This window comes from Motilimonas eburnea (assembly GCF_021295345.1).
Lineage (GTDB): Bacteria > Pseudomonadota > Gammaproteobacteria > Enterobacterales > CBDFNC01 > Motilimonas > Motilimonas eburnea.
On sequence record NZ_JAIMJB010000004.1, the window covers coordinates 34,474 to 53,897 of the forward strand.

Below are 19,424 nucleotides of genomic sequence, written 5' to 3' on the forward strand. Positions count from 1 at the left end.
CTACTCCGTTAGGCAAGATTAACTAAAGATTGGGCATCGGTTTGCGATGATTGCTCACCAAACCAATTTAGCTTGTCAGCTAAACTCACAACTTCACCAACAATGATCAAAGCCGGTGGTTGCACCGTTTTCGCCATCTCTGGTAACTGTTCTAGTTGCCCGGTAGTTACATTTTGATCGGCCCGTGTCCCTTTTGACACGATCGCCACCGGCGTTGCGGGGCTACGACCGTTCAATGTTAAGTTTTGGTATATTTTTTCTGCTTGCAACAAGCCCATGTAAAACACGGTGGTTTGATGCTCGCGGGCAAGGCTAGACCAATCAATGGGCTCCCCCTGCTCTTTACAATGCCCAGTCACAAACGTCACCGACTGCGCATAATCTCTATGGGTTAAAGGAATACCAGCATAGCTAGCACACCCTGAAGCGGCGGTCACGCCCGGTACCACTTGAAAATCAATACCGTGCTCAACCAGTACTTCTAACTCTTCACCGCCGCGACCAAAAATAAACGGATCTCCGCCCTTTAAACGCACCACTTTGTTGCCTTGCTGGGCATACTTAACCAACAATTCGTTGGTCGTTTCTTGGATCACGCTATGACGACCCGCTTCTTTACCGACATTAACCAGTTGTGCATCTCGGCGCACTAAAGCCAACGTCTCTTGTGATACCAATTGGTCATACAGTACCACATCGGCTTGCTGCATTAATTGCAGTGCTTTTAGCGTAATTAATGAGGGATCGCCAGGGCCTGCGCCCACCAAGGCGACTTCGCCTTTGACATTAAAATCAGCTAATTGCTCATTCATTAGCTCACGAGCTTGCTGCTGTTTGCCCTTCTCGAGCAAACCAGCGACCGCGCCAGTATTAAAAATATGCTCCCAATAGCGACGGCGGCCTTCAACAGTCGGCAACGCTTGTTGAACTTTAGCTCTAAATTCACCTGCTAATCGAGCCAGTGGGCCAAGATAATTGGGTAGCAAGGCTTCAAGTTTAGCGCGGATCAAACGCGCTAACACTGGGGTATTGCCCCCACTGGATACCGCTACAACAATAGGCGACCTATCCACTACCGAAGGCAGAATAAAGCTGCCCGCCTCAGGCACATCGACCACGTTAGCAAAAATGCCCTTTTCATTGGCATCATTAGCCACCTGCAAATTGACTTTGGCATCATTGGTGGCGGCAATCACCAGCCAAGCCCCGATTAGGCTTTCGCTACTATAGGCTTGACGTATCAAGGTAAGATTAGGATCCTTGATGGCACTTAATTCAACACAAAACTCACTCGAATGGACGACGACATTGGCTTTTGCTTTCAATAAATACCGCACTTTTCTCAACGCAACGCTACCACCACCTATCACTAGGCATAAGCGCTGTTCAAGTTTTGTGAAAATGGGTAAATAATCCATGTAGACGTCCTTACTGCTTTGGTCTGCAACTATAATTTGAGATCTATATCCCGTAAAATAATATAAATGACTCTTTTATTCCTTAATGGAATAAAAAAACTATTTTTTATAATCTGATACCCATTAAGAACATAAGGATTTTACCTGTGACCGAGCTGCTACACCATGTAAATCAGTGGCATTGGCTGGCTTTTTCGTTATTAATGTTATTACTAGAGCTTAGCAGACTAAAAGGCTGGTCATTTGTGGTCGGCGCAGCGGCCTTTTTCGTTGGCTTAACCCTGCATTTTGAGGTGATGACATGGCCATTTCAATGGACGCTATTCTTCATTGGCGTACTGATTTTTGCCTTCATCCGAGCACTGGTCGTGAATATGAAGTCATCCGGTTAACATAAAAAAAGCGCCTTGCGGCGCTTGGTTGTGCTGGTTCAGGCTATATGCCACTGCCATCCACTTCGGTATCCGCTTCATGTAAACCACATTCGCGTTTAAGACCGAAGAAACGCGTTTCTTCTTCTGTCATGCCCGCTTCCAGTGGGCGTGAAGTTTGCACATCACCAACCGAGACATAACCTTGATCCCATAACGGGTGATAAGGCAGGTCAAAGTCTTTCAAGTAGTAGTGCACGTCTTTGTTGGTCCAATCTATGATTGGCAAAAACTTAAAACAACCATTTTGAATACTCAGTACTGGCAAGCCTTCACGACTAGAAGACTGACTGCGACGTAACCCCGAGAACCAAGTTTTGACCTTAAGCTCTTTAAGGGCACGTTTCATGGGCTCAACCTTGTTTATCTGGTTGTAGCGGGTGATCCCTTCTACGCCCTGCTCCCAAAGTTTGCCATAGCGTGCTTCTTGCCACGCAGGGCCTTGCTCGGCGCGGTAAACTTTCAAATTAAGGTTTAATCGCTCGGTTAACTCATCAATAAATTGATACGTTTCAGGGAATAAATACCCCGTGTCGGTCAAGATCACTGGTGTATCTTGACGTTCGCTGCTGATCATATGCAATAGCACTGCAGCTTGAATACCAAAGCTAGAAGACAGAGCGAACTCGCCATCTAGATTAGCGTAAGCCCACTTCACTCGCTCAACAGCCGTCATCTGCTCCAGTTCAGCATTGACCTCTGCCAGCGCTAACGCGCGCTCGGCAGAGTTTAGCTCAAGCAGTGCAGCTAAGTCTAAATTAGGCATAGAAATCCCGTGATGCAATTACAACTTCTTCGACAATGCCAGCACGGATAGTAAAGTCACCAAAGCCTTCGTTTGGTAGACGCTCCGTGGCCCAGCGACCAATTAAGCCATCAAGCTCATCCAGAATTTGTGCTTCGTCAGCATTCTCAATGTACATTTTTGGAATGCGGGTACCTTCACGGTTCCCCCCCAACAAAATGTTGTATTTACCCGGGCCCTTGCCCACCAAGCCAAACTCGGCCAGTGCGGCGCGGCCACAACCATTTGGACAGCCTGTCACACGGAGCACTAAGTGCTCATCGGCCACGCCATATTTATCTAACATGGCTTCCACTTCGGTCACAAGACCCGGAAGGTAGCGCTCGGCTTCAGCCATCGCCAATGGACAGGTTGGGAAAGACACACACGCCATCGAGTTTTCGCGTTGCTTGCTTAGCTCTTCGGTTTTTAAACCGTGCTCAACGGCTAATTGCTCAATTTGCGCTTTATCTTCTTCCGCCACACCCGCAATGATCAGGTTTTGGTTCGCGGTTAAACGAAAATCGCCTTTGTGCACCTTAGCTATCTCACGCATACCGGTTTTAAGCGGCTTGCCAGGGAAGTCTAAGATACGGCCATTTTCGATAAACAGAGTGAGGTGCCACTTGTTGTCGATACCCTTGATCCAACCGATGCGGTCACCACGGTATTCAAACTTGTAATCTTCACTTGGCGCAAATTGAATGCCACTGCGGCCTTCAACTTCGCCTTTAAACGCTTCAACGCCAACACGCTCGATAGTGTACTTAGTCTTAGACAGATGACGATCGCAGCGGTTACCCCAGTCGCGTTGTACCGTAACAATGGCTTCAGCAATGGCAATCACGTCTTTTTTGGCGATAAAACCAAAATCGTCCGCTTTACGAGGGTGAGTACGCTTGTCGCCATGAGTATGACCTAGACCTGCACCCACTAACACGTTGTAACCAATCAGCTCGCCGTCACGCACGATGGCCACAAAGCTAATGTCGTTAGCGTGTACGTCAATGTCATTTTGCGGCGGCATAACAAACGCAATTTTAAACTTACGCGGTAAGTAAACATTTGAATACAATGGCTCACTTTCAGCTTCGTTACTCGCTACTTTTTCGCCATTGAGCCAAAGATCAGCAAAACCTTTGGTGTTAGGTAAAAAGTGCTCGCTGGTTTGTTTGGCCAGCTCGTACATCTCGGCGTGGAATTCAGATTCCACCGGGTTAGAGGTACATAAGGTGTTACGGTTTACGTCACCCGCGGTAAAGATAGAGTCGATACCGACTTCATCCAGACCTTGGAAAATAGGACGTAAATTACGCTTTAAAATACCGTGGTATTGGAAGGTTTGACGCGTGGTCAAACGAATGCTGCCAACCATGGTGCGCTCTTGCGCGTATTTATCAATTTGTAGCCATTGCTCTGGGGTACAGATACCACCAGGCATACGGGCGCGCAGTAAGAAGCTATGACGTGGATCTAGCTTTTGCTTTTTACGCTCACCGCGCAAGTCACGGTCATCTTGTTGATACAGACCATGGAACTTGATCAGTTGAATATCATCTGGGCTGAAACCACCATAAACTTGATCATCTAGGGCTTCAGCTATGGTACCGCGTAAGAAATTACTTTCGGTTTTAATGCGTTCGTTGTCCGATAACGCGCGTCCATCTAGGCTATTGTCTGGACTTGGTTTAGGCTCATAGCTCATTAGTATACATCCCTCTGATAACGCTTAGCACGACGTAACTCACTTACGTATTCTTCGGCTTCTTCGAAGCTCTTATTAGCTTGCTCTTGTACAATTTTCACCAAAGCATCATTCACATCTTTGGCCATGCGGTTCGCGTCACCACAAATATAGAAGTGCGCGCCTTCTTCAAGCCATTGATACACTTCTTTGGCATTTTCTAATAAACGATGCTGAACATAGACTTTCTCTTCTTGGTCACGTGAGAAAGCCACATCCATCTTAGTTAACAAACCCGAATCTAGGTAGCTACGCCACTCGACTTGGTATAGGAAGTCTTCGGTAAAGGTTTGGTCACCAAAGAACATCCAGTTTTTACCATTAGCGCCTTGGGCATCACGCTCTTGCATAAAGGCTCTGAACGGTGCCACCCCTGTACCTGGGCCAACCATGATCACCGGCGTTTCAGGATTCGCTGGTAGGCGGAAATTATCATTGTGTTCAACAAAGACTTTCACTTCCCCGCCTTCTTCTAGGCGTTTTAGGAAGCCCGTAGCACCACCGCTGCGAGGCTCGCCTTGGCTGTTTTCAAATTCAACCATGCCAACCGTTAGGTGCACTTCTTCATCCACCTCTGCTTGGCTTGATGCAATGGAATACAAGCGAGGGGTAATACGACGCAACATGCCCACTAACTGCTCAGCGGTTAGAGTGACATTTTTCTTCACCGATAGAATATCTAAGATCTGATTGCTGTTAGCGTATTCACGCGCAGCTGCTTTATCGGCCGCGATTTTCGCTAATTTTTTACTGCCTGAAAGTTCAGCAAATTTTTCAACAAAGCCAGGATAAGATTGTGTTAACTCGAAATTTTTAATCAAAGCATCGCGAATGCTGAACTTGTTACCATCTACTTCAACTTCTTCACTGCCCGTTAGGCCTACTTGTGCCAGCACTTGGTCGACCAATTTCGGATCGTTTTCGAACCAAACGCCTAGCGCATCACCCGCACGGTATTGAATACCCGAATCTTCAAGGGAAATCTCAAAATGGCGTACGTCTTTGTTTGAGTTACGGCCGGTAATTTTCTGATTCGTTGCCAGAGTGGCTGTGTATGGGTTTTTCTTATCGTATTGACTTGCTGCAAGAGGCGCTGGCGCCGCAAAACCCGCAACAGGTGCCGCTGTGGCAGCCGCTGGCGTAGATAAAGTCTCTGCCACTAGGCTCAAGGCTTTATCGCCCCACTCTTTTGCAGGACCTTCGTAGTCCACGTCACAATCAATACGATCTAAAAAGCTTGATGCGCCCGTTGCCGCTAAACGCTCGTCAAAATCTTTACCCGTTTGACAGAAAAACTCATAACTTGAGTCACCCAAAGCCAGAACAGCGTATTGTAAGTTAGGTAATTTAGGCGCTTTTTTCGAGCCCAATAGCTCATGAAGCTCAGCGGCATCATCAGGTGCTTCGCCTTCACCATTGGTACTGACAACAATAATAAGGTGCGTTTCACTCTTAAGATCTTTTGGCTTGTAGTTAGCCATCGATTTAAGTTGTACAGGTAAACCTTGCGCTTTGGCACTGGCGGCTAATTCTTCAGCAACGCCTTTCGAATTACCGGTTTGTGAACCGTATAGCACGGTAAGTTGGCCAGCAGGCGCGGCGCTCACTGCACCCGTTGCCACCGCACCAGCGCTCACCACTGCGCCACCTTGGCTGATTCCTGACAAGTATCCACTAACCCAAGCAAGTTGGTTTGGATTTAACTCAGCGATTGCCTGTTGCAACTGGTTTAGTTGCACATCTGACAATGGGCTGGTTAACGAAGAGAGTTCCTTTAACAGCATGGCTATTGATTCCACTATCCCAATATGAATTGCGAGACAGTTTACTGGCTAGGAAGAATAACAACAAAGAATAAATAGGGATTTTTTATAATAAAAAGGAATAAGAAATCAGTTCCTAATAATGTCGAAATGAGGAGGGTAAACCCCCTCATAAGCAATGGCTTAAGCGACTTAAAAGTTAACTTCTATGCCAGCAAACGCGCCACTATAGTCCGATTTAATCTTGCCACTGTCTTTGATTTTAACATCTTGATAGCGGTACCCCCCACGTAGGGTAATAGGTAACATTCCCTCTGAGTTAAGGGTATATCCCACACCAACTAACGCATCAGACGCTTTATCATCAGTGACAGCGCCCCCAGCCAGTTCCGAGAAAACACTGATTTGGGTACTCGGGATATGGAATTTAGCCGCACCATACAACAATGGAATAGTACTACTGACACTCTGATTTGAAAGGGTATGCAAGTCGCCATCCATAAATTTGAGGGTCATCCCTAAATCAATCTCAAACAACTCATTATCAAACACTTGATAGTAAAAAGTGGTATCAATGCTAGACAGGTTTAAGGTGACATCACTGGCTGACGAGTGACCTTTGGCATCAAAGTCAGCAAACGCGAGTTTAACATTTGGCAACAAAATGATGCCATGCTCAATGGCAACATAGCCATTGAAGCGCCAGTCATTTTTTAAACTAAGGCTATCTCCATTAAGCTCACCATCAGTAGTAGGCTTAGCTAAATCAAGCCCCGCAAAAATTCCCCAGTCATCAGCCATCGCTGACGTTGAACAAGCAGCCAAAAGTAAGGTGGCGGTTAAGTGTTTCTTCATGTTGTACTCTTTACACTGTTATTTGGCGCGTATTGTAACTAGGTTGATATTGCAAGCAATGCTAAAACACCGCCAGCGTGATAGTTTTATATTTTTTAGACAAACAAAAATGGCGCTGTATTTGCGCCATTGATAAAAGGAAGCAGTGAATATCACTAGCCTTTAGAAAGCAGCTCTGACAAGTCAATAACCGCAGCATTAGCGCGAGAGATATAGTTAGCCATCACCAATGAATGGTTTGCCATTACCCCAAAACCACTGCCATTTAAAATCATCGGGCTCCAAACCGTTTCTTGGGTCTCTTCAAGCTCTCGAATGATCTGCTTAACGCTCACTTCGGCATTCTTCTTAGCCAACACCCCTTTGAAATCCACTTCAACCGCTTTCATCAAATGCAGCAGGGCCCAGCTAGCACCGCGTGCTTCATAAAATATGTCATCGGTTAAAAACCAAGAGGTTTTCACTACTTCTTCTTCTGGCATATAGGTAGATTGCTCGGCTGAGCTATCACCCGCTAGACCATCATTAATAATGTTTCGGCCCACACTCGCACTGAGTTTTTGCGATAAGCTGCCCAGACGGCTTTGCACTTCTTTTAGCCATGCAGCGAGGTTATCGGCACGAGCGTAAAACTGCACATCGGGTTGGTCAGGATCGGCTAAACGCGTGCGGTAACGGTAAAGCGCTTCGATGGCTTCTCGGTATTCGGCTTCTGCGCTAGGGAGGTGCCAGCTTTTGTTATCGATATTAAATTTGGGTTGCGCAATTTTGAGATCTTTATCTTCCACCGATTGACTTTGTGAGCGGCTGAAGTCCTTACGCATAATCAAAGAGAAATCGCGTACTTGTTCCAATACGCCTAACTCCCAAGCGGGCATGTTGTCCATCAGTACGCCCGGCGGCATGACATCATTACTTAAATATCCACCCGGTTTGTCGAGCAAGGTTTCAGCCACCATGATCAAGGTCGTGGTCGTGGTGTAGCCTACCACTGGCTTTTTGCCTTCATTATTAGCTTCTTGTTTTGACTTAGCGACCAGCTCAGAAATTTCCATCACATCGGGCTCGCTACTCCAATAGACAGAGACGCCGTACCCGAGAATAAAAATGAGGGCAAGGACAGCTAACACGCGTTTAGTTGTAATATATTCCATGATTAACCTTAATGATCGTGATTCATTTTGGCAGGCTTGCCATTGATTGACTTAACAGGTGCGGTAAATGAAACGGTTTCACCTGATGCAAACGTTAATGTAAACTCAACTTCCTGATCTTCTTTTAATGGGCCGTGTAATCCCATCAACATAATATGATAACCGCCGGGTTGAAGGGATACCGTCTCCATAGGGCCCACCTCAATGCGCTCTACTTGACGCATTTTCATCATACCATCGGCCATGATGTGATTATGTAATTCCACTTTTTCAGCAATATCACTGCTCGCCCCCACTAAGGCCACCGCTTCTTTACTATGGTTCATCAGCTGCAAAAAGGCCGCGCTATTTTGTGCATTGGGTGGCGTCGCGCGTACATAGGCGTCATGGATCATTACTTGCGCCTGAGCGAGTCCCGACAACAACATCATTCCCAATACACTTAGCGATAATAACTTTTTCAATTTAATGTCCTTAATAAAGTATCGTTATGCAGTCAATTTAATCTAAAGCAAAGGTTAGCTCAAGGTTTGAAACACTTACCTACAAGGATTTACAGCGCTTTTCACTTACTAGCCAATACACTAAGCCAGCCAACAACAGCCAAGGCGCCCATTGGATCAGCACACCAATAGCACCAAAAATCAACATTAATGCAAACGTAACCAAGAGCACTGTGACACAGCCAAGTAAAGTAAAACCCGTTAATGCCATCGCACCGATCACCAACAACAAACCAATTAACTCAAACATATTGCCTCCACTGACACTTAATCATCATTCAACCTGATGTATCAAGAACTAGGCCAACATTGAACGATTCGCAACACATTGATAATTAAAAGGTAAAAATACTTAACCTGTAAATGCGCCATAACCTTGGCTAAATTAACCAATTACATTAGTGAAACTAACCAACTTATTTAAGGCGCACAAAAAAGCCAAGCTATATCGCTTGGCTCAACACTTGTATCCGCCCTTTAGAAAAAACGACTAAGGGCGCAAGGCGCGCTCACCACGTGCAATACCACACACACCAGAGCGAACCACTTCAACGATTTCTGTGGCCTCGCCGAGTGCGGCAATAAACGCATCGAGTTTTTCTGTGGTTCCACTGAGCTGCACGGTATAGACGCTTTGAGTCACATCCACAATCTGGCCGCGGAAAATATCAGCATTCCGCTTCACTTCATCACGCTTCGCTCCTGTTGCTTTCACCTTCACCAGCATCAGTTCACGCTCGATATGAGCGCCGTCGGTTAACTCACACACCTTGAGCACATCCACCAGCTTATGCAGTTGTTTAAGGATCTGCTCAATTTTACGCTCATCGGCGTGGGTGGTGATGGTCATCCGTGATAAGGTAGGATCATCGGTCACCGCCACGGTTAGCGATTCAATGTTATAACCGCGCTGCGAAAACAGTCCTACCACTCGTGATAATGCGCCGGCTTCGTTTTCAATTAAGATAGACAGGATACTGCGCATTAGGTTCTCTCCGTTTTACTTAAAAACATATCTTGCATGCTGCCAAATTTAATCTGCATCGGGTAGACATGCTCTTCAGGATCAACCGCGATATCAAGAAATACCAAACGGTCTTTCATGGCAAAGGCTTTTTCAAGTGCGGGCTCAAGCTCTTCGGGCTTATCCACGCGAATACCCACGTGATGATAAGCTTCGGCAAGCTTAACAAAGTCAGGCACCGAATCCATGTAAGAGTGGGATTGACGACCTTCGTAGAACATCTTCTGCCATTGTTTCACCATACCCAATGAGCGGTTATTCAATGAAATGATCTTCACTGGGATGTTGTATTGCATACAAGTCGACAACTCTTGAATATTCATTTGGATTGAGCCATCACCGGTAATACAAGCTACTTCTTCGTCAGGCAGCGCTACTTTACAGCCCATCGCTGCAGGGAAACCAAAACCCATGGTGCCAAGCCCACCTGAGTTGATCCATTGGCGCGGCTTTTTAAATGGGTAATACAAGGCACCAAACATCTGGTGTTGGCCCACATCTGAGGTGATAATGGCATCGCCTTTAGTCACTTTATAAAGGGTTTCAATCACTTGCTGAGGCTTGATCACCTTGTCAGACTTTTCATAAACCAAACATTCACGAGCACGCCAAGTGTCAATCAACTGCCACCAAGGCGCTAAATCTTCTTGCTCTTTTGCCGCATCCATTTCCGTCATCATTTCTTGCATTTGACGCAGAACCACTTCAACTGAGCCGACAATCGGGATATCTGCGTTAATGATTTTCGAAATCGAGGTAGGATCTATGTCTATGTGCATGATGGTGGCATTAGGACAGAATTTATCGACCGCGTTGGTCACGCGATCATCAAAGCGCGCGCCCACTGCAAAAATAAGATCTGAGTTGTGCATCGCCATATTGGCTTCATAAGTGCCGTGCATACCCAGCATGCCCAAAGACTGCTTATGCGTCCCCGGAAATGCACCTAAGCCCATTAAGGTGGTTGCCACGGGCAAATTACATTGTTCGGCTAACTGGATCACATCCGCCGAAGCTTCTGCATTGATTGCACCACCACCTACATACAACACCGGACGTTTAGCCGCCATCAAAGCTTTAACCGCGCGTTTGATTTGCCCTTTGTGCCCACTTAATGTTGGGTTATATGAGCGCATCTGTACCGATTCAGGGTACTGGTAAGGAAATTTTAACTTAGGATTTTGCACATCTTTAGGTAAATCCACGACCACAGGCCCCGGGCGCCCAGTGGCAGCTAAATAGAAGGCTTTTTTAATGGCAACGGGAATATCCTCAGCCTTTTTACACAAAAAGCTGTGCTTAACCACAGGACGAGAAACCCCTATCATATCGGTTTCTTGGAACGCATCATCACCGATGAACCCCGTCGGCACCTGACCCGAAAGCACCACCATAGGAATCGAATCCATATAGGCGGTCGCAATCCCAGTGATACAGTTAGTGGCGCCTGGCCCTGATGTCACTAACACACAGCCCACTTTACCTGTCGCACGGGTATAGCCATCAGCCATGTGAACCGCGGCCTGCTCATGGCGAACGAGAAAATGCTCAATATCGCTGCATTGAAATAGCGCATCATAGATATCCAACACTGATCCACCCGGATACCCAAAAATATGTTTTACGCCCTCGTCCTGCAATGATCTGATCACCATTTCAGCACCCGACAACATTTCCATAAGCCCTCCCGTCTGAGTTTATGATTTACTTGATAAATAGATTGAGGCCTTTGATAAGGATCAAATGGCAATAGTGCTCGCCAGTGTAATAATTTTTTCCTTTACACGTCTATGCTTTTTTAATATTTAGCCACAAAAAGTAACTAATTATAAACCCGCTCTCGCTCTATATCAGAGGTCAACCAGCCACACTCAGCGCGCACTTTCCTAGACCTCACTACGTAAGCCCTTGCTTTAAAGGTGGAACGTGAAGAAAAAAGAAAGGGCCGAAAGGGCCCTTATCAGACATATGTATTCAATTGTAACAAACCAGCGAGTGAACAATTGACATGGAATAACGCATACTATTTGGCGAATACTGCTTAGCTAATAAAGCTTGGCTAAAACAGCTCAACACTTAAAGCTAAGCCAACATGGCTTAATTAACATTCATTACTAATCATTCACCCAACAGCCACTCATTGCACCTCATCTTCCCTCAGGCTCATTGCTCTGGCACTTCGGGCTCTGATAACCAAATGGAATGGTTTGGGTCTAACTCTTCTGACACTGAAATACTCACGCCCATATCGCGAAGCTCTTGCAATGTGAGGTTATCAGCTAACGTCATTACTTCGCCATTTTCATTACTAAATTGCATAAAGCACCCCTATTTGACTCAATGATACCTCTTAAAGAATGGCACATACTGCTCAACTTGCCATGCTTAATGCCTTGCACCTTATAACCTTTTAAGCTTTAGTGATAATCTTATCCACTAAGAAAAGCCTTGCGTTACATTTAGCCATGTTTAAAGCACTTCTTAGCCTCGTAGCGCGATATCCCAAGCTAAGGAGGCCGATTTATTCGCCCCTTGTTCTGGCAATTGGTCCAATACATTTTCCGGGAAAACCGTAGCACACCATAAGGTATCAACAAGCTGCTGAAAAGGTTGCTCTCGGCCCCCCTTGATCCAAAGAGCAAGAGCCTTGGCCACATCAGGAAAGCGCACCTTCCCAGCACTTTCAGTGGGCAACCAAGCTGCAACCTCTGCTTGCTCTAAACCGTGCATTTTCGTCGCCAACCCCATCATTTCTAGGGTTGCCACATTAGATTGCTGTTCAAATTGACCATGTAATGGCTTTAACAACATTTTTTTACCAAGTTGCATCGCTTCGGAAGGCAGCTCAAACCCGCCATTGGCAATCACCCCCGCACAATCATGCAGATCTTGTTGAAACCCTTCTCGGCTCAGCTGGCGGATGGTCACGTTCTCGACTTGCTGGTTTTTGGCATCAGGGTGGTAACAGTAAAATTGATGCGTAGAGAAGCGACGTAATAAATCGACAACCTGGCTCAGTGATTCAAAAGGTAGGTAAACCAGTATTTTGTTTTCAACTTGCTGGTCACTGGACAGCATATCAACTATCGGGGGCAAAATAGGACAACCAAAGTGATACCAATGCACACCAATGGGGTGTTGAGTTGGAGCAAAACACTTCATTAGCAAAGCATTGGCCATATTAAAATCCACTTTCGGCACCTGATGCCGAAAGGCATTTTGATGAGACAAACCAATAGTCGGCACACCCTTACGCTTGGCAGCCCAAGCCGAAACAGGCTCAAAGTCATTGAGAACCAAATCGTAATCTTGCACATTGAGCTGGTTAATATCACTAAAGAGTTGCCTTGGCCGGCTTTCTAATAACGTCTTGACAGGATTGATCTTGCCGTTAGCAGAATTAAAGGTCAGGCCTGTAAAAGTGCGATAATCTCCAAACGTAGCCATATCAAAATAGGCATCTGGCGCTCGACCAGTAAATAAGTAATCAACTTCTAAGCCAACTTCATGTAAGGCTCTCGACATTTTTCGAGCCCGAGTGATATGCCCATTTCCCGTGCCTTGCACGCCGTAAAGAATCCGCATTAAAATGCTCCAGTAAGCCAAAAAGTGAAATAGGCAAATCCAACACCTAACCCAGCCCCAACCAAAATATCACTGACAAAATGAACCCCTAATAACACCCGTGATATCGCCACGCCACTCGCCCAAATAAACACATAAGAGAATAAAGGGGGATAAAACCACGCCAGCTCTGTTGCCATTAAAAAGGCAGCCGCACTGTGCCCAGAAGGCAAGCTATATTGGTCAGAGGGTTTAATAAAACAAGGTAAATTAGTGGGTCGATTACGCTTGAACAACCGCTTTAGCAACATATAAATCGGCAGCCAAACAGCAAAGCCGACTAAGCATGTGCTAAAAAATTCAGTTCCCGCACTGGGCTCGAAACACAACAACAATAAGCCAAGTAAAAAATACAAATGACCATCGCCAGTACGAGAAATACCTTTGCAAATAAACGCAACTTGGCGGTTGAATCGGTGCGCTAAGCAGTAGTTAGAAAGCGCATAATCGATTGCTGCAATGCCTTGTAATTTCATCCACAGCCCACATTTCTATCAATTTACTCAATAGTAGAAACAAGCTATGACAGTAAAGTGACGAAACTAGGGCATATTGATGACATTGTTCAGGCGAGTGCGGACTCAGTCAGCAAAACCAATAAAGCCAAGTCGATGCCCTTGGCTTAGTGTATAAGAAACGAAAAAGAGGGGATGACGCAGGGACGCCAAATTGCGTAACAATCAAGGCTATTTTACCGCCACCGCACGCAATGCAAAGCTCGCTACAAATTCACCTAACGCCATAAAGTCTTTGCCTTTGGGGTCGTTATCATCATGAAGACCAAAGTAGTTAGGCATGGTAAAGGGGTGAACCATTAAGCTCAACAGCACAACTTGTAACTTGGCTAAATCAAGAGCCGGATCAATTTGCTCTCTGCGTTGCAGATCGGCCAACATGCGTTGAAAGCGAGGTAAAATGCCTTCACGCAGAAACGTATTAAGATAGCTTTGCCCCACTTCAGATTCATTTTGCATAATTCGCATCAGTAAAGGAGGAAACTCCGGAAAGCGTGCCATGGTTTTATAAAAGGCCATTATCACATCGGCCAAGTTATTTTTTTCGGGTTGAGCAAGACGACGGCTTAAATCATCATCAAAAGGTTTTAAGGTCTCCGACAGCATGGTCAGGTAGAGGTTTTCCTTATTACCGAAATAGTAATGGATCATGGCCAAATTCGTGCCCGCATGCTCAGCAATCGCACGAGTTGTCACCTTACGGTATTCTTCACTGACAAAACAATGACGAGCGCTTTGTAATAACATATCTCGGGTATCAGAAGCGCCTTCTGGTCGACCCGGTTTACGTTTAGCCACATACTGTTCCTTAAGTGCTGCCATTTCTACCATCTCCTATAAAGTGATGAGCCATGCATTAAAAATAGAACAAAAATCACATTAACGTGAGATTATCAAATGAACATCACGTTACGTATAGGCAATTACACCTATCCCTATCACCCAAATAAAACCCCTAACCCTGTGGCTACCGGTTTAGAACAGGCAGTGATAAACTTGACTCGCTAGCTAAAAAAACGTATCTATCCATACTGTTAAGCCACACTCTTTTAGCAGTAACCAAGCACCAGGTCGGTTACCTGCCATCTTGGCTTAACAACATCGGCCACAACCAAGTGAACAGATTATAATAAAGCCAAACAGCCATTAATGATGCTGTGGCAATTTACGAGGGAAGATTTATGACAGATCAAGTGATCATTTTCGACACCACGTTACGTGACGGTGAGCAAGCCCTTGCCGCGAGCCTAACGGTTAAGGAAAAACTGCAAATAGCCCTTGCCCTGCAGCGCCTTGGTGTTGATGTGATGGAGCTGGGTTTTCCTATTTCTTCGCCAGGTGATTTTAAATCAGTACAAACCATTGCAGGCCAGCTCACCACCAGTGTGCCTTGTGCCCTCGCCCGTGCGCTCACCAAGGATATCGATGCCGCGGGTGAAGCCCTAAAAGTGGCCGAGCGGTTTCGTATTCACACCTTTATTTCAACGTCCACCATCCACGTTGAAAGCAAATTACGCCGCGGCTTTGACGATGTGTTAGAAATGGCAGTGAAGGCGGTTAAACACGCTAAAAATTATACCCCCGATGTTGAGTTTTCCTGTGAAGATGCGGGGCGCACGCCTATCGACAACTTATGTCGTATGGTTGAAGCGGCCATCAAAGCCGGTGCCACGACCGTTAATATTCCTGATACCGTGGGTTACACCGTACCCAGTGAATTTGGCGGCATCATTCAAACCTTGTTTAATCGCGTGCCTAACATTGACCAAGCCGTGATCTCGGTGCATTGTCACGACGATCTGGGGTTATCGGTAGCTAACTCAATTGCGGCAGTACAGTACGGCGCAAGACAAATCGAATGTACCATTAATGGCATCGGTGAGCGCGCGGGTAACTGCTCCCTTGAAGAAATCGCCATGATCTTAAACACCCGTAAAGATCAACTTGGCCTGCACACCAACATTAAACCGACCGAAATTCATCGCACCAGCCAGCTGGTTAGCCAGTTGTGTAATATGCCAATCCAGCCCAATAAGGCCATCGTGGGCGATAATGCCTTTTCCCACTCATCAGGCATACACCAAGATGGTGTGCTTAAGTCGAAAAACACTTATGAAATCATTACCCCAGAGAGCATAGGTTTAACCCAAAACAACCTTAATTTAACCTCTCGCTCCGGCCGCCATGTGATCAAGCACCGAATGGAGCAACTGGGCTACACGGATTCTGACTACAAGCTTGACGACCTTTACGAAGACTTTTTAAAACTGGCCGACAAAAAAGGCCAAGTCTTTGATTATGATTTAGAAGCACTGGTTTTCTTCAATAATATTCACGAAGAGCCAGAGCACTATCACCTTGATTACCTCAGCGTGCAATCCGGCTCTGGCGTGCTGGCAACGGCCACCGTGAAGCTAGGCATGGGTGAAGATAATCACATGGTTGAAGCCGCGACGGGCAATGGCCCCATTGATGCCGTGTACCAATGTCTGAACCGCATTGCCGGTTACGATATCAGCATCGACGACTACAAAATCTCATCTAAGGGCCAAGGTAAAGACGCCCTCGGCCAAGTGGATATCGTGGCCCGTTATCAAGGCCGTAAATTCCACGGTATCGGTCTAGCAACGGATATTATCGAGTCGTCTGCGCTGGCCATGGTTCACGTACTGAACCATATTTATCGCGCCCAAGCAGTAGAAGAGAAAAAACAAGCAAGACTGGAAATCAACGACCAAGTCTAGCGGGTGTATTTATTTAAACATTGAACAAGGGGCATTTAGCCCCTTTTTAGTGTGGCTTGCTCTGGGTTTATTTAAGCTCGGTTAACTCAACCGCTAACACAGATTTATCACCTTGAGCAGAAATACGAATAATATTGGCTTTACCGCTTAATGGCGGCGCGGTGGCCGTGCCTTGGCCAAGATGCACTTCAATCTCATCGCCAACTTGATAAACCGAATCAGCAACTTCAATCGACATCCCCGTGGCGCTTAAATCCAAACAAACCCCTTGGCGGGTTTGGCCATTAAAATGTATCTGCAACGGCGACTCAATAGCCATACGACGAAACGCACGGCGGTCATTAATGGGCGTGATCACATAAGCTCCTTACACCTGCTCTATTCTATTGACTATTGATAAAAGTGAATCACCACACCACTCGGGTCAAGAAATATCTCAAACCTTGCTTGAAGTTTGCGAGAAGGATAAAAAAAGCCGTTAAATGGCCCAACATATTGGGCCATGTCTGAAAGTTAAAGGTTTTCCTCTGCAAACGAAGCCAAGCGGCTTCTCACCACACCATTGAGGTAAATATTGGCGCTGCCTTCAAAGTGTTTAAAACGCTCAACAATATAAGTTAAGCCCGACGTCACCGGGGTAAGATAGTTGCTGTCAATTTGCGCCAAATTACCCGAGCAAACTAACTTAGTCCCCTCCCCGCAGCGGGTAATAATGGTTTTTAGCTGAGATGCGGTTAAATTTTGACATTCATCGAGCAACACAAAGGAGTTTTGAATGCTGCGACCGCGCATAAAGTTGACCGATTTAAATTGAATATTGGCCTGCTCCATAATGTAATCTAATGACCCATTGGGGCATTCATCATTTTTGTGTAGTACCTCTAAGGTATCGGTCACCGCGGCCAGCCAAGGCATCATTTTCTCTTCTTCTGTGCCCGGTAAAAAGCCGATATTTTCAGCAATATCAGGGGTATTTCGCGTCACTATCACCTTGTCATAAATGCCCTTTTCAATCACTAATTCAAGGGCGGCGGCCATGGCTAGCAAGGTTTTACCACAGCCCGCTGGGCCGGTTAAAATCACGAGATCGATATTAGGATCAAGTAGTGCGTTAAGGGCCATGCCCTGATAGACATTTTTTGGGTGTATTCCCCACGCATGGCGCGACAGCAACCTATCGCGGCCTAAATCAAGTAAACGCGCCTTGCCTTCTTCATGGCCCACCACTTTTGCCGCAAACAGCTTGGTTTCATCAATCAGGTATTCATTGATATAGGTATTTTCTAAAATGGTCTCATCGACTTGATGCCAAGTGTCTCGGCCATCCGTGGTGGTGTCGCAATTTTCAACTTGATCCCAAAAGCTGCCGCTGAGCTGCCTAAAGCCCTTTGCCAGTAAATTAATATCATCAATCAGTTGGTCAGTGCGGTAATCCTCAACCAGTTTTAAGCCTGCCCCTTTGGCCTTTAAACGCATGTTAATGTCTTTGGTCACCAGTACCACGGCCGCTGGCGCCTTGCTTTGCTGTAACCTCAACGCCACATTTATAATGCGATTGTCCGGCTCGTCTTCGGTAAATACCGCCAAGTTCGTGGCCATATTATGATCGGCAAAAATACTAATTCGGCCCGTTTCAGCCTCTTCCAGTTTTGACAAGGCAACACCTTCAATGATTTCTTCTGGCGTTGCATCTTTAAAGATATCTTCTAAGGCGCGAATGGCCACCCTAGCATCGCGACTCACATCCTTTTGCCTGTCTTTAATGCGGTCTAGCTCCTCCAACACGGTCATGGGGATAATTACGTTATGCTCTTGGAAAGAATAAATTGCGAGGGGTTCATGCAGTAACACATTGGTATCGAGAATAAAGTATTTACATTGATCGCGGTTCGCCATAGGCACTCTCCTTACGCTCCAATAAACGGCGCTGAACTAAACCCAGTGGCAGCCCAATCGCGTGGAGCCATACTGTCAGCTTAGTTGATGAATCCCTACTCTAGCCAAACATTGATGTCATTTTTATGACTGGTCAATCAAATTAACCAAGATTGCCAACTCCGGCTTGTTTTTGCGCTCCAACATTTTCATTTATCTCATATTAGGTAGAATAACCGCAAAAGATGAGGACTCACACCATGCGTATTCGAATTATTCCTGTCACCCCATTTCAACAAAACTGCACCCTATTAATTTGCGAGCAAACCAACAAGGCCGCCGTTGTCGATCCCGGCGGTGATGTTGACCAAATTCTGCAAGCCATTGAAGAAGAACAGGTTGAGGTTGAAAAAATCTTGATCACTCATGCCCACCTAGATCACGCAGCGGGTACTCACAACCTAGCCACTACCTTAAACGTGCCCATCGAAGGGCCACATAAAGACGACATCTTTTGGATTGATGGTTTTGCCATGCAAAGCCAAATGTTTGGCTTTGGCCCAGTGACTAAGTTCACCCCCGACCGCTGGCTAGCGCAAGACGACACAGTGACCTTTGGTAAAGTGGAATTACAAGTGCTCCATTGCCCCGGCCACACCCCAGGTCATGTGGTGTTTGTTGACCATAACAGCAACCAAGCCCTAGTTGGCGACGTGCTATTTAGAGGCTCAATCGGTCGTACCGACTTCCCCATGGGCAACCACGATCAATTAATCAGTGCCATCAAAACCAAACTTTGGGTGCTGCCCGATGACATGGAATTTGTCAGCGGCCACGGACCTAAATCTACCATAGGCAAAGAGAAGAAAACCAATCCGTTTATTTTTTAAGGGTTATGCAAGTTGCATGCTTTTTCTTAGCATCAAGTATGCAACTGTTGCTGCGTAGAGGTTAACGGCTTGCGTGGTAAAGGGAAGCTCCCCCCCTGCT

Annotated in this window: 19 protein-coding genes; 3 read left to right on the forward strand and 16 right to left on the reverse strand. The window is 46.1% G+C overall.

What is annotated here, in order from left to right:
• Positions 1-8: 8 nt before the first annotated feature.
• Positions 9-1,418 carry a siroheme synthase CysG gene (gene cysG / locus K6Y21_RS05035; RefSeq protein WP_233070685.1) on the reverse strand — a complete coding sequence of 470 codons (1,410 nt, stop codon included), beginning with the start codon at positions 1,416-1,418 and terminating at the stop codon, positions 9-11.
• Positions 1,419-1,564: 146 nt separating this feature from the next.
• On the opposite strand from cysG, the gene K6Y21_RS05040 reads away from it, so the two are divergent.
• Positions 1,565-1,810 carry a hypothetical protein gene (locus K6Y21_RS05040; protein WP_233070686.1) on the forward strand — a complete coding sequence of 82 codons (246 nt, stop codon included), beginning with the start codon at positions 1,565-1,567 and terminating at the stop codon, positions 1,808-1,810.
• A gap of 43 nt (positions 1,811-1,853) precedes the next feature.
• Here K6Y21_RS05040 and K6Y21_RS05045 read toward each other — a convergent pair whose 3' ends face one another.
• The 13 genes from K6Y21_RS05045 to K6Y21_RS05105 form a co-directional block, all read right to left on the reverse strand.
• On the reverse strand, positions 1,854-2,615 hold the full coding sequence (locus K6Y21_RS05045) for a phosphoadenylyl-sulfate reductase (protein ID WP_233070687.1): 762 nt from the start codon (positions 2,613-2,615) through the stop codon (positions 1,854-1,856).
• Positions 2,608-4,338 (reverse strand): assimilatory sulfite reductase (NADPH) hemoprotein subunit, encoded by a 1,731-nt coding sequence (gene cysI / locus K6Y21_RS05050; protein WP_233070688.1) that lies wholly within the window; start codon positions 4,336-4,338, stop codon positions 2,608-2,610. Before cysI ends, K6Y21_RS05045 begins: the two co-directional genes overlap by 8 nt.
• Positions 4,338-6,161 (reverse strand): assimilatory sulfite reductase (NADPH) flavoprotein subunit, encoded by a 1,824-nt coding sequence (locus tag K6Y21_RS05055; protein ID WP_233070689.1) that lies wholly within the window; start codon positions 6,159-6,161, stop codon positions 4,338-4,340. Before K6Y21_RS05055 ends, cysI begins: the two co-directional genes overlap by 1 nt.
• Positions 6,162-6,332: 171 nt before the next feature.
• Positions 6,333-6,995 carry a TIGR04219 family outer membrane beta-barrel protein gene (locus K6Y21_RS05060; protein WP_233070690.1) on the reverse strand — a complete coding sequence of 221 codons (663 nt, stop codon included), beginning with the start codon at positions 6,993-6,995 and terminating at the stop codon, positions 6,333-6,335.
• Positions 6,996-7,150: 155 nt separating this feature from the next.
• Positions 7,151-8,149, reverse strand: coding sequence for a DUF2333 family protein (locus K6Y21_RS05065; RefSeq protein WP_233070691.1), 999 nt, complete (start codon positions 8,147-8,149; stop codon positions 7,151-7,153).
• A gap of 8 nt (positions 8,150-8,157) precedes the next feature.
• The gene (locus K6Y21_RS05070; RefSeq protein ID WP_233070692.1) at positions 8,158-8,613 is read right to left on the reverse strand and encodes a copper chaperone PCu(A)C; all 456 of its coding nucleotides are present in this window, start codon (positions 8,611-8,613) and stop codon (positions 8,158-8,160) included.
• A 79-nt stretch (positions 8,614-8,692) separates the two neighbouring features.
• Complete coding sequence (locus K6Y21_RS05075; protein WP_233070693.1) at positions 8,693-8,902, reverse strand: envelope stress response protein PspG; 210 nt, start codon at positions 8,900-8,902, stop codon at positions 8,693-8,695.
• 240 nt (positions 8,903-9,142) lie between these two features.
• A complete protein-coding gene (gene ilvN, locus K6Y21_RS05080; protein WP_233070694.1) occupies positions 9,143-9,637 on the reverse strand; it encodes an acetolactate synthase small subunit in 495 nt (164 codons plus the stop codon).
• Positions 9,637-11,355 carry an acetolactate synthase 3 large subunit gene (locus K6Y21_RS05085; protein WP_233070695.1) on the reverse strand — a complete coding sequence of 573 codons (1,719 nt, stop codon included), beginning with the start codon at positions 11,353-11,355 and terminating at the stop codon, positions 9,637-9,639. Before K6Y21_RS05085 ends, ilvN begins: the two co-directional genes overlap by 1 nt.
• 484 nt (positions 11,356-11,839) lie before the next feature.
• A complete protein-coding gene (locus K6Y21_RS05090) occupies positions 11,840-11,995 on the reverse strand; it encodes a hypothetical protein (RefSeq protein WP_233070696.1) in 156 nt (51 codons plus the stop codon).
• 162 nt (positions 11,996-12,157) lie between these two features.
• On the reverse strand, positions 12,158-13,261 hold the full coding sequence (locus K6Y21_RS05095) for an MJ1255/VC2487 family glycosyltransferase (RefSeq protein WP_233070697.1): 1,104 nt from the start codon (positions 13,259-13,261) through the stop codon (positions 12,158-12,160).
• Positions 13,261-13,776, reverse strand: a complete 516-nt coding sequence (locus tag K6Y21_RS05100; RefSeq protein ID WP_233070698.1) for a phosphatase PAP2 family protein — start codon at positions 13,774-13,776, stop codon at positions 13,261-13,263. The genes K6Y21_RS05095 and K6Y21_RS05100 overlap by 1 nt, the downstream gene beginning before the upstream one ends.
• 210 nt (positions 13,777-13,986) lie before the next feature.
• Positions 13,987-14,637 carry a TetR/AcrR family transcriptional regulator gene (locus K6Y21_RS05105; RefSeq protein ID WP_233070699.1) on the reverse strand — a complete coding sequence of 217 codons (651 nt, stop codon included), beginning with the start codon at positions 14,635-14,637 and terminating at the stop codon, positions 13,987-13,989.
• 359 nt (positions 14,638-14,996) lie between these two features.
• On the opposite strand from K6Y21_RS05105, the gene leuA reads away from it, so the two are divergent.
• A complete protein-coding gene (leuA, locus tag K6Y21_RS05110; RefSeq protein WP_233070700.1) occupies positions 14,997-16,559 on the forward strand; it encodes a 2-isopropylmalate synthase in 1,563 nt (520 codons plus the stop codon).
• A 67-nt stretch (positions 16,560-16,626) separates the two neighbouring features.
• Here leuA and K6Y21_RS05115 read toward each other — a convergent pair whose 3' ends face one another.
• Positions 16,627-16,917: a PilZ domain-containing protein gene (locus K6Y21_RS05115; protein WP_233070701.1), complete on the reverse strand. Its 291-nt coding sequence runs from the start codon at positions 16,915-16,917 to the stop codon at positions 16,627-16,629.
• Between the two features lie 155 nt (positions 16,918-17,072).
• Complete coding sequence (locus K6Y21_RS05120; protein ID WP_233070702.1) at positions 17,073-18,455, reverse strand: PhoH family protein; 1,383 nt, start codon at positions 18,453-18,455, stop codon at positions 17,073-17,075.
• 239 nt (positions 18,456-18,694) lie between these two features.
• On the opposite strand from K6Y21_RS05120, the gene K6Y21_RS05125 reads away from it, so the two are divergent.
• Complete coding sequence (locus K6Y21_RS05125; protein WP_233070703.1) at positions 18,695-19,324, forward strand: MBL fold metallo-hydrolase; 630 nt, start codon at positions 18,695-18,697, stop codon at positions 19,322-19,324.
• Positions 19,325-19,424: the final 100 nt, after the last annotated feature.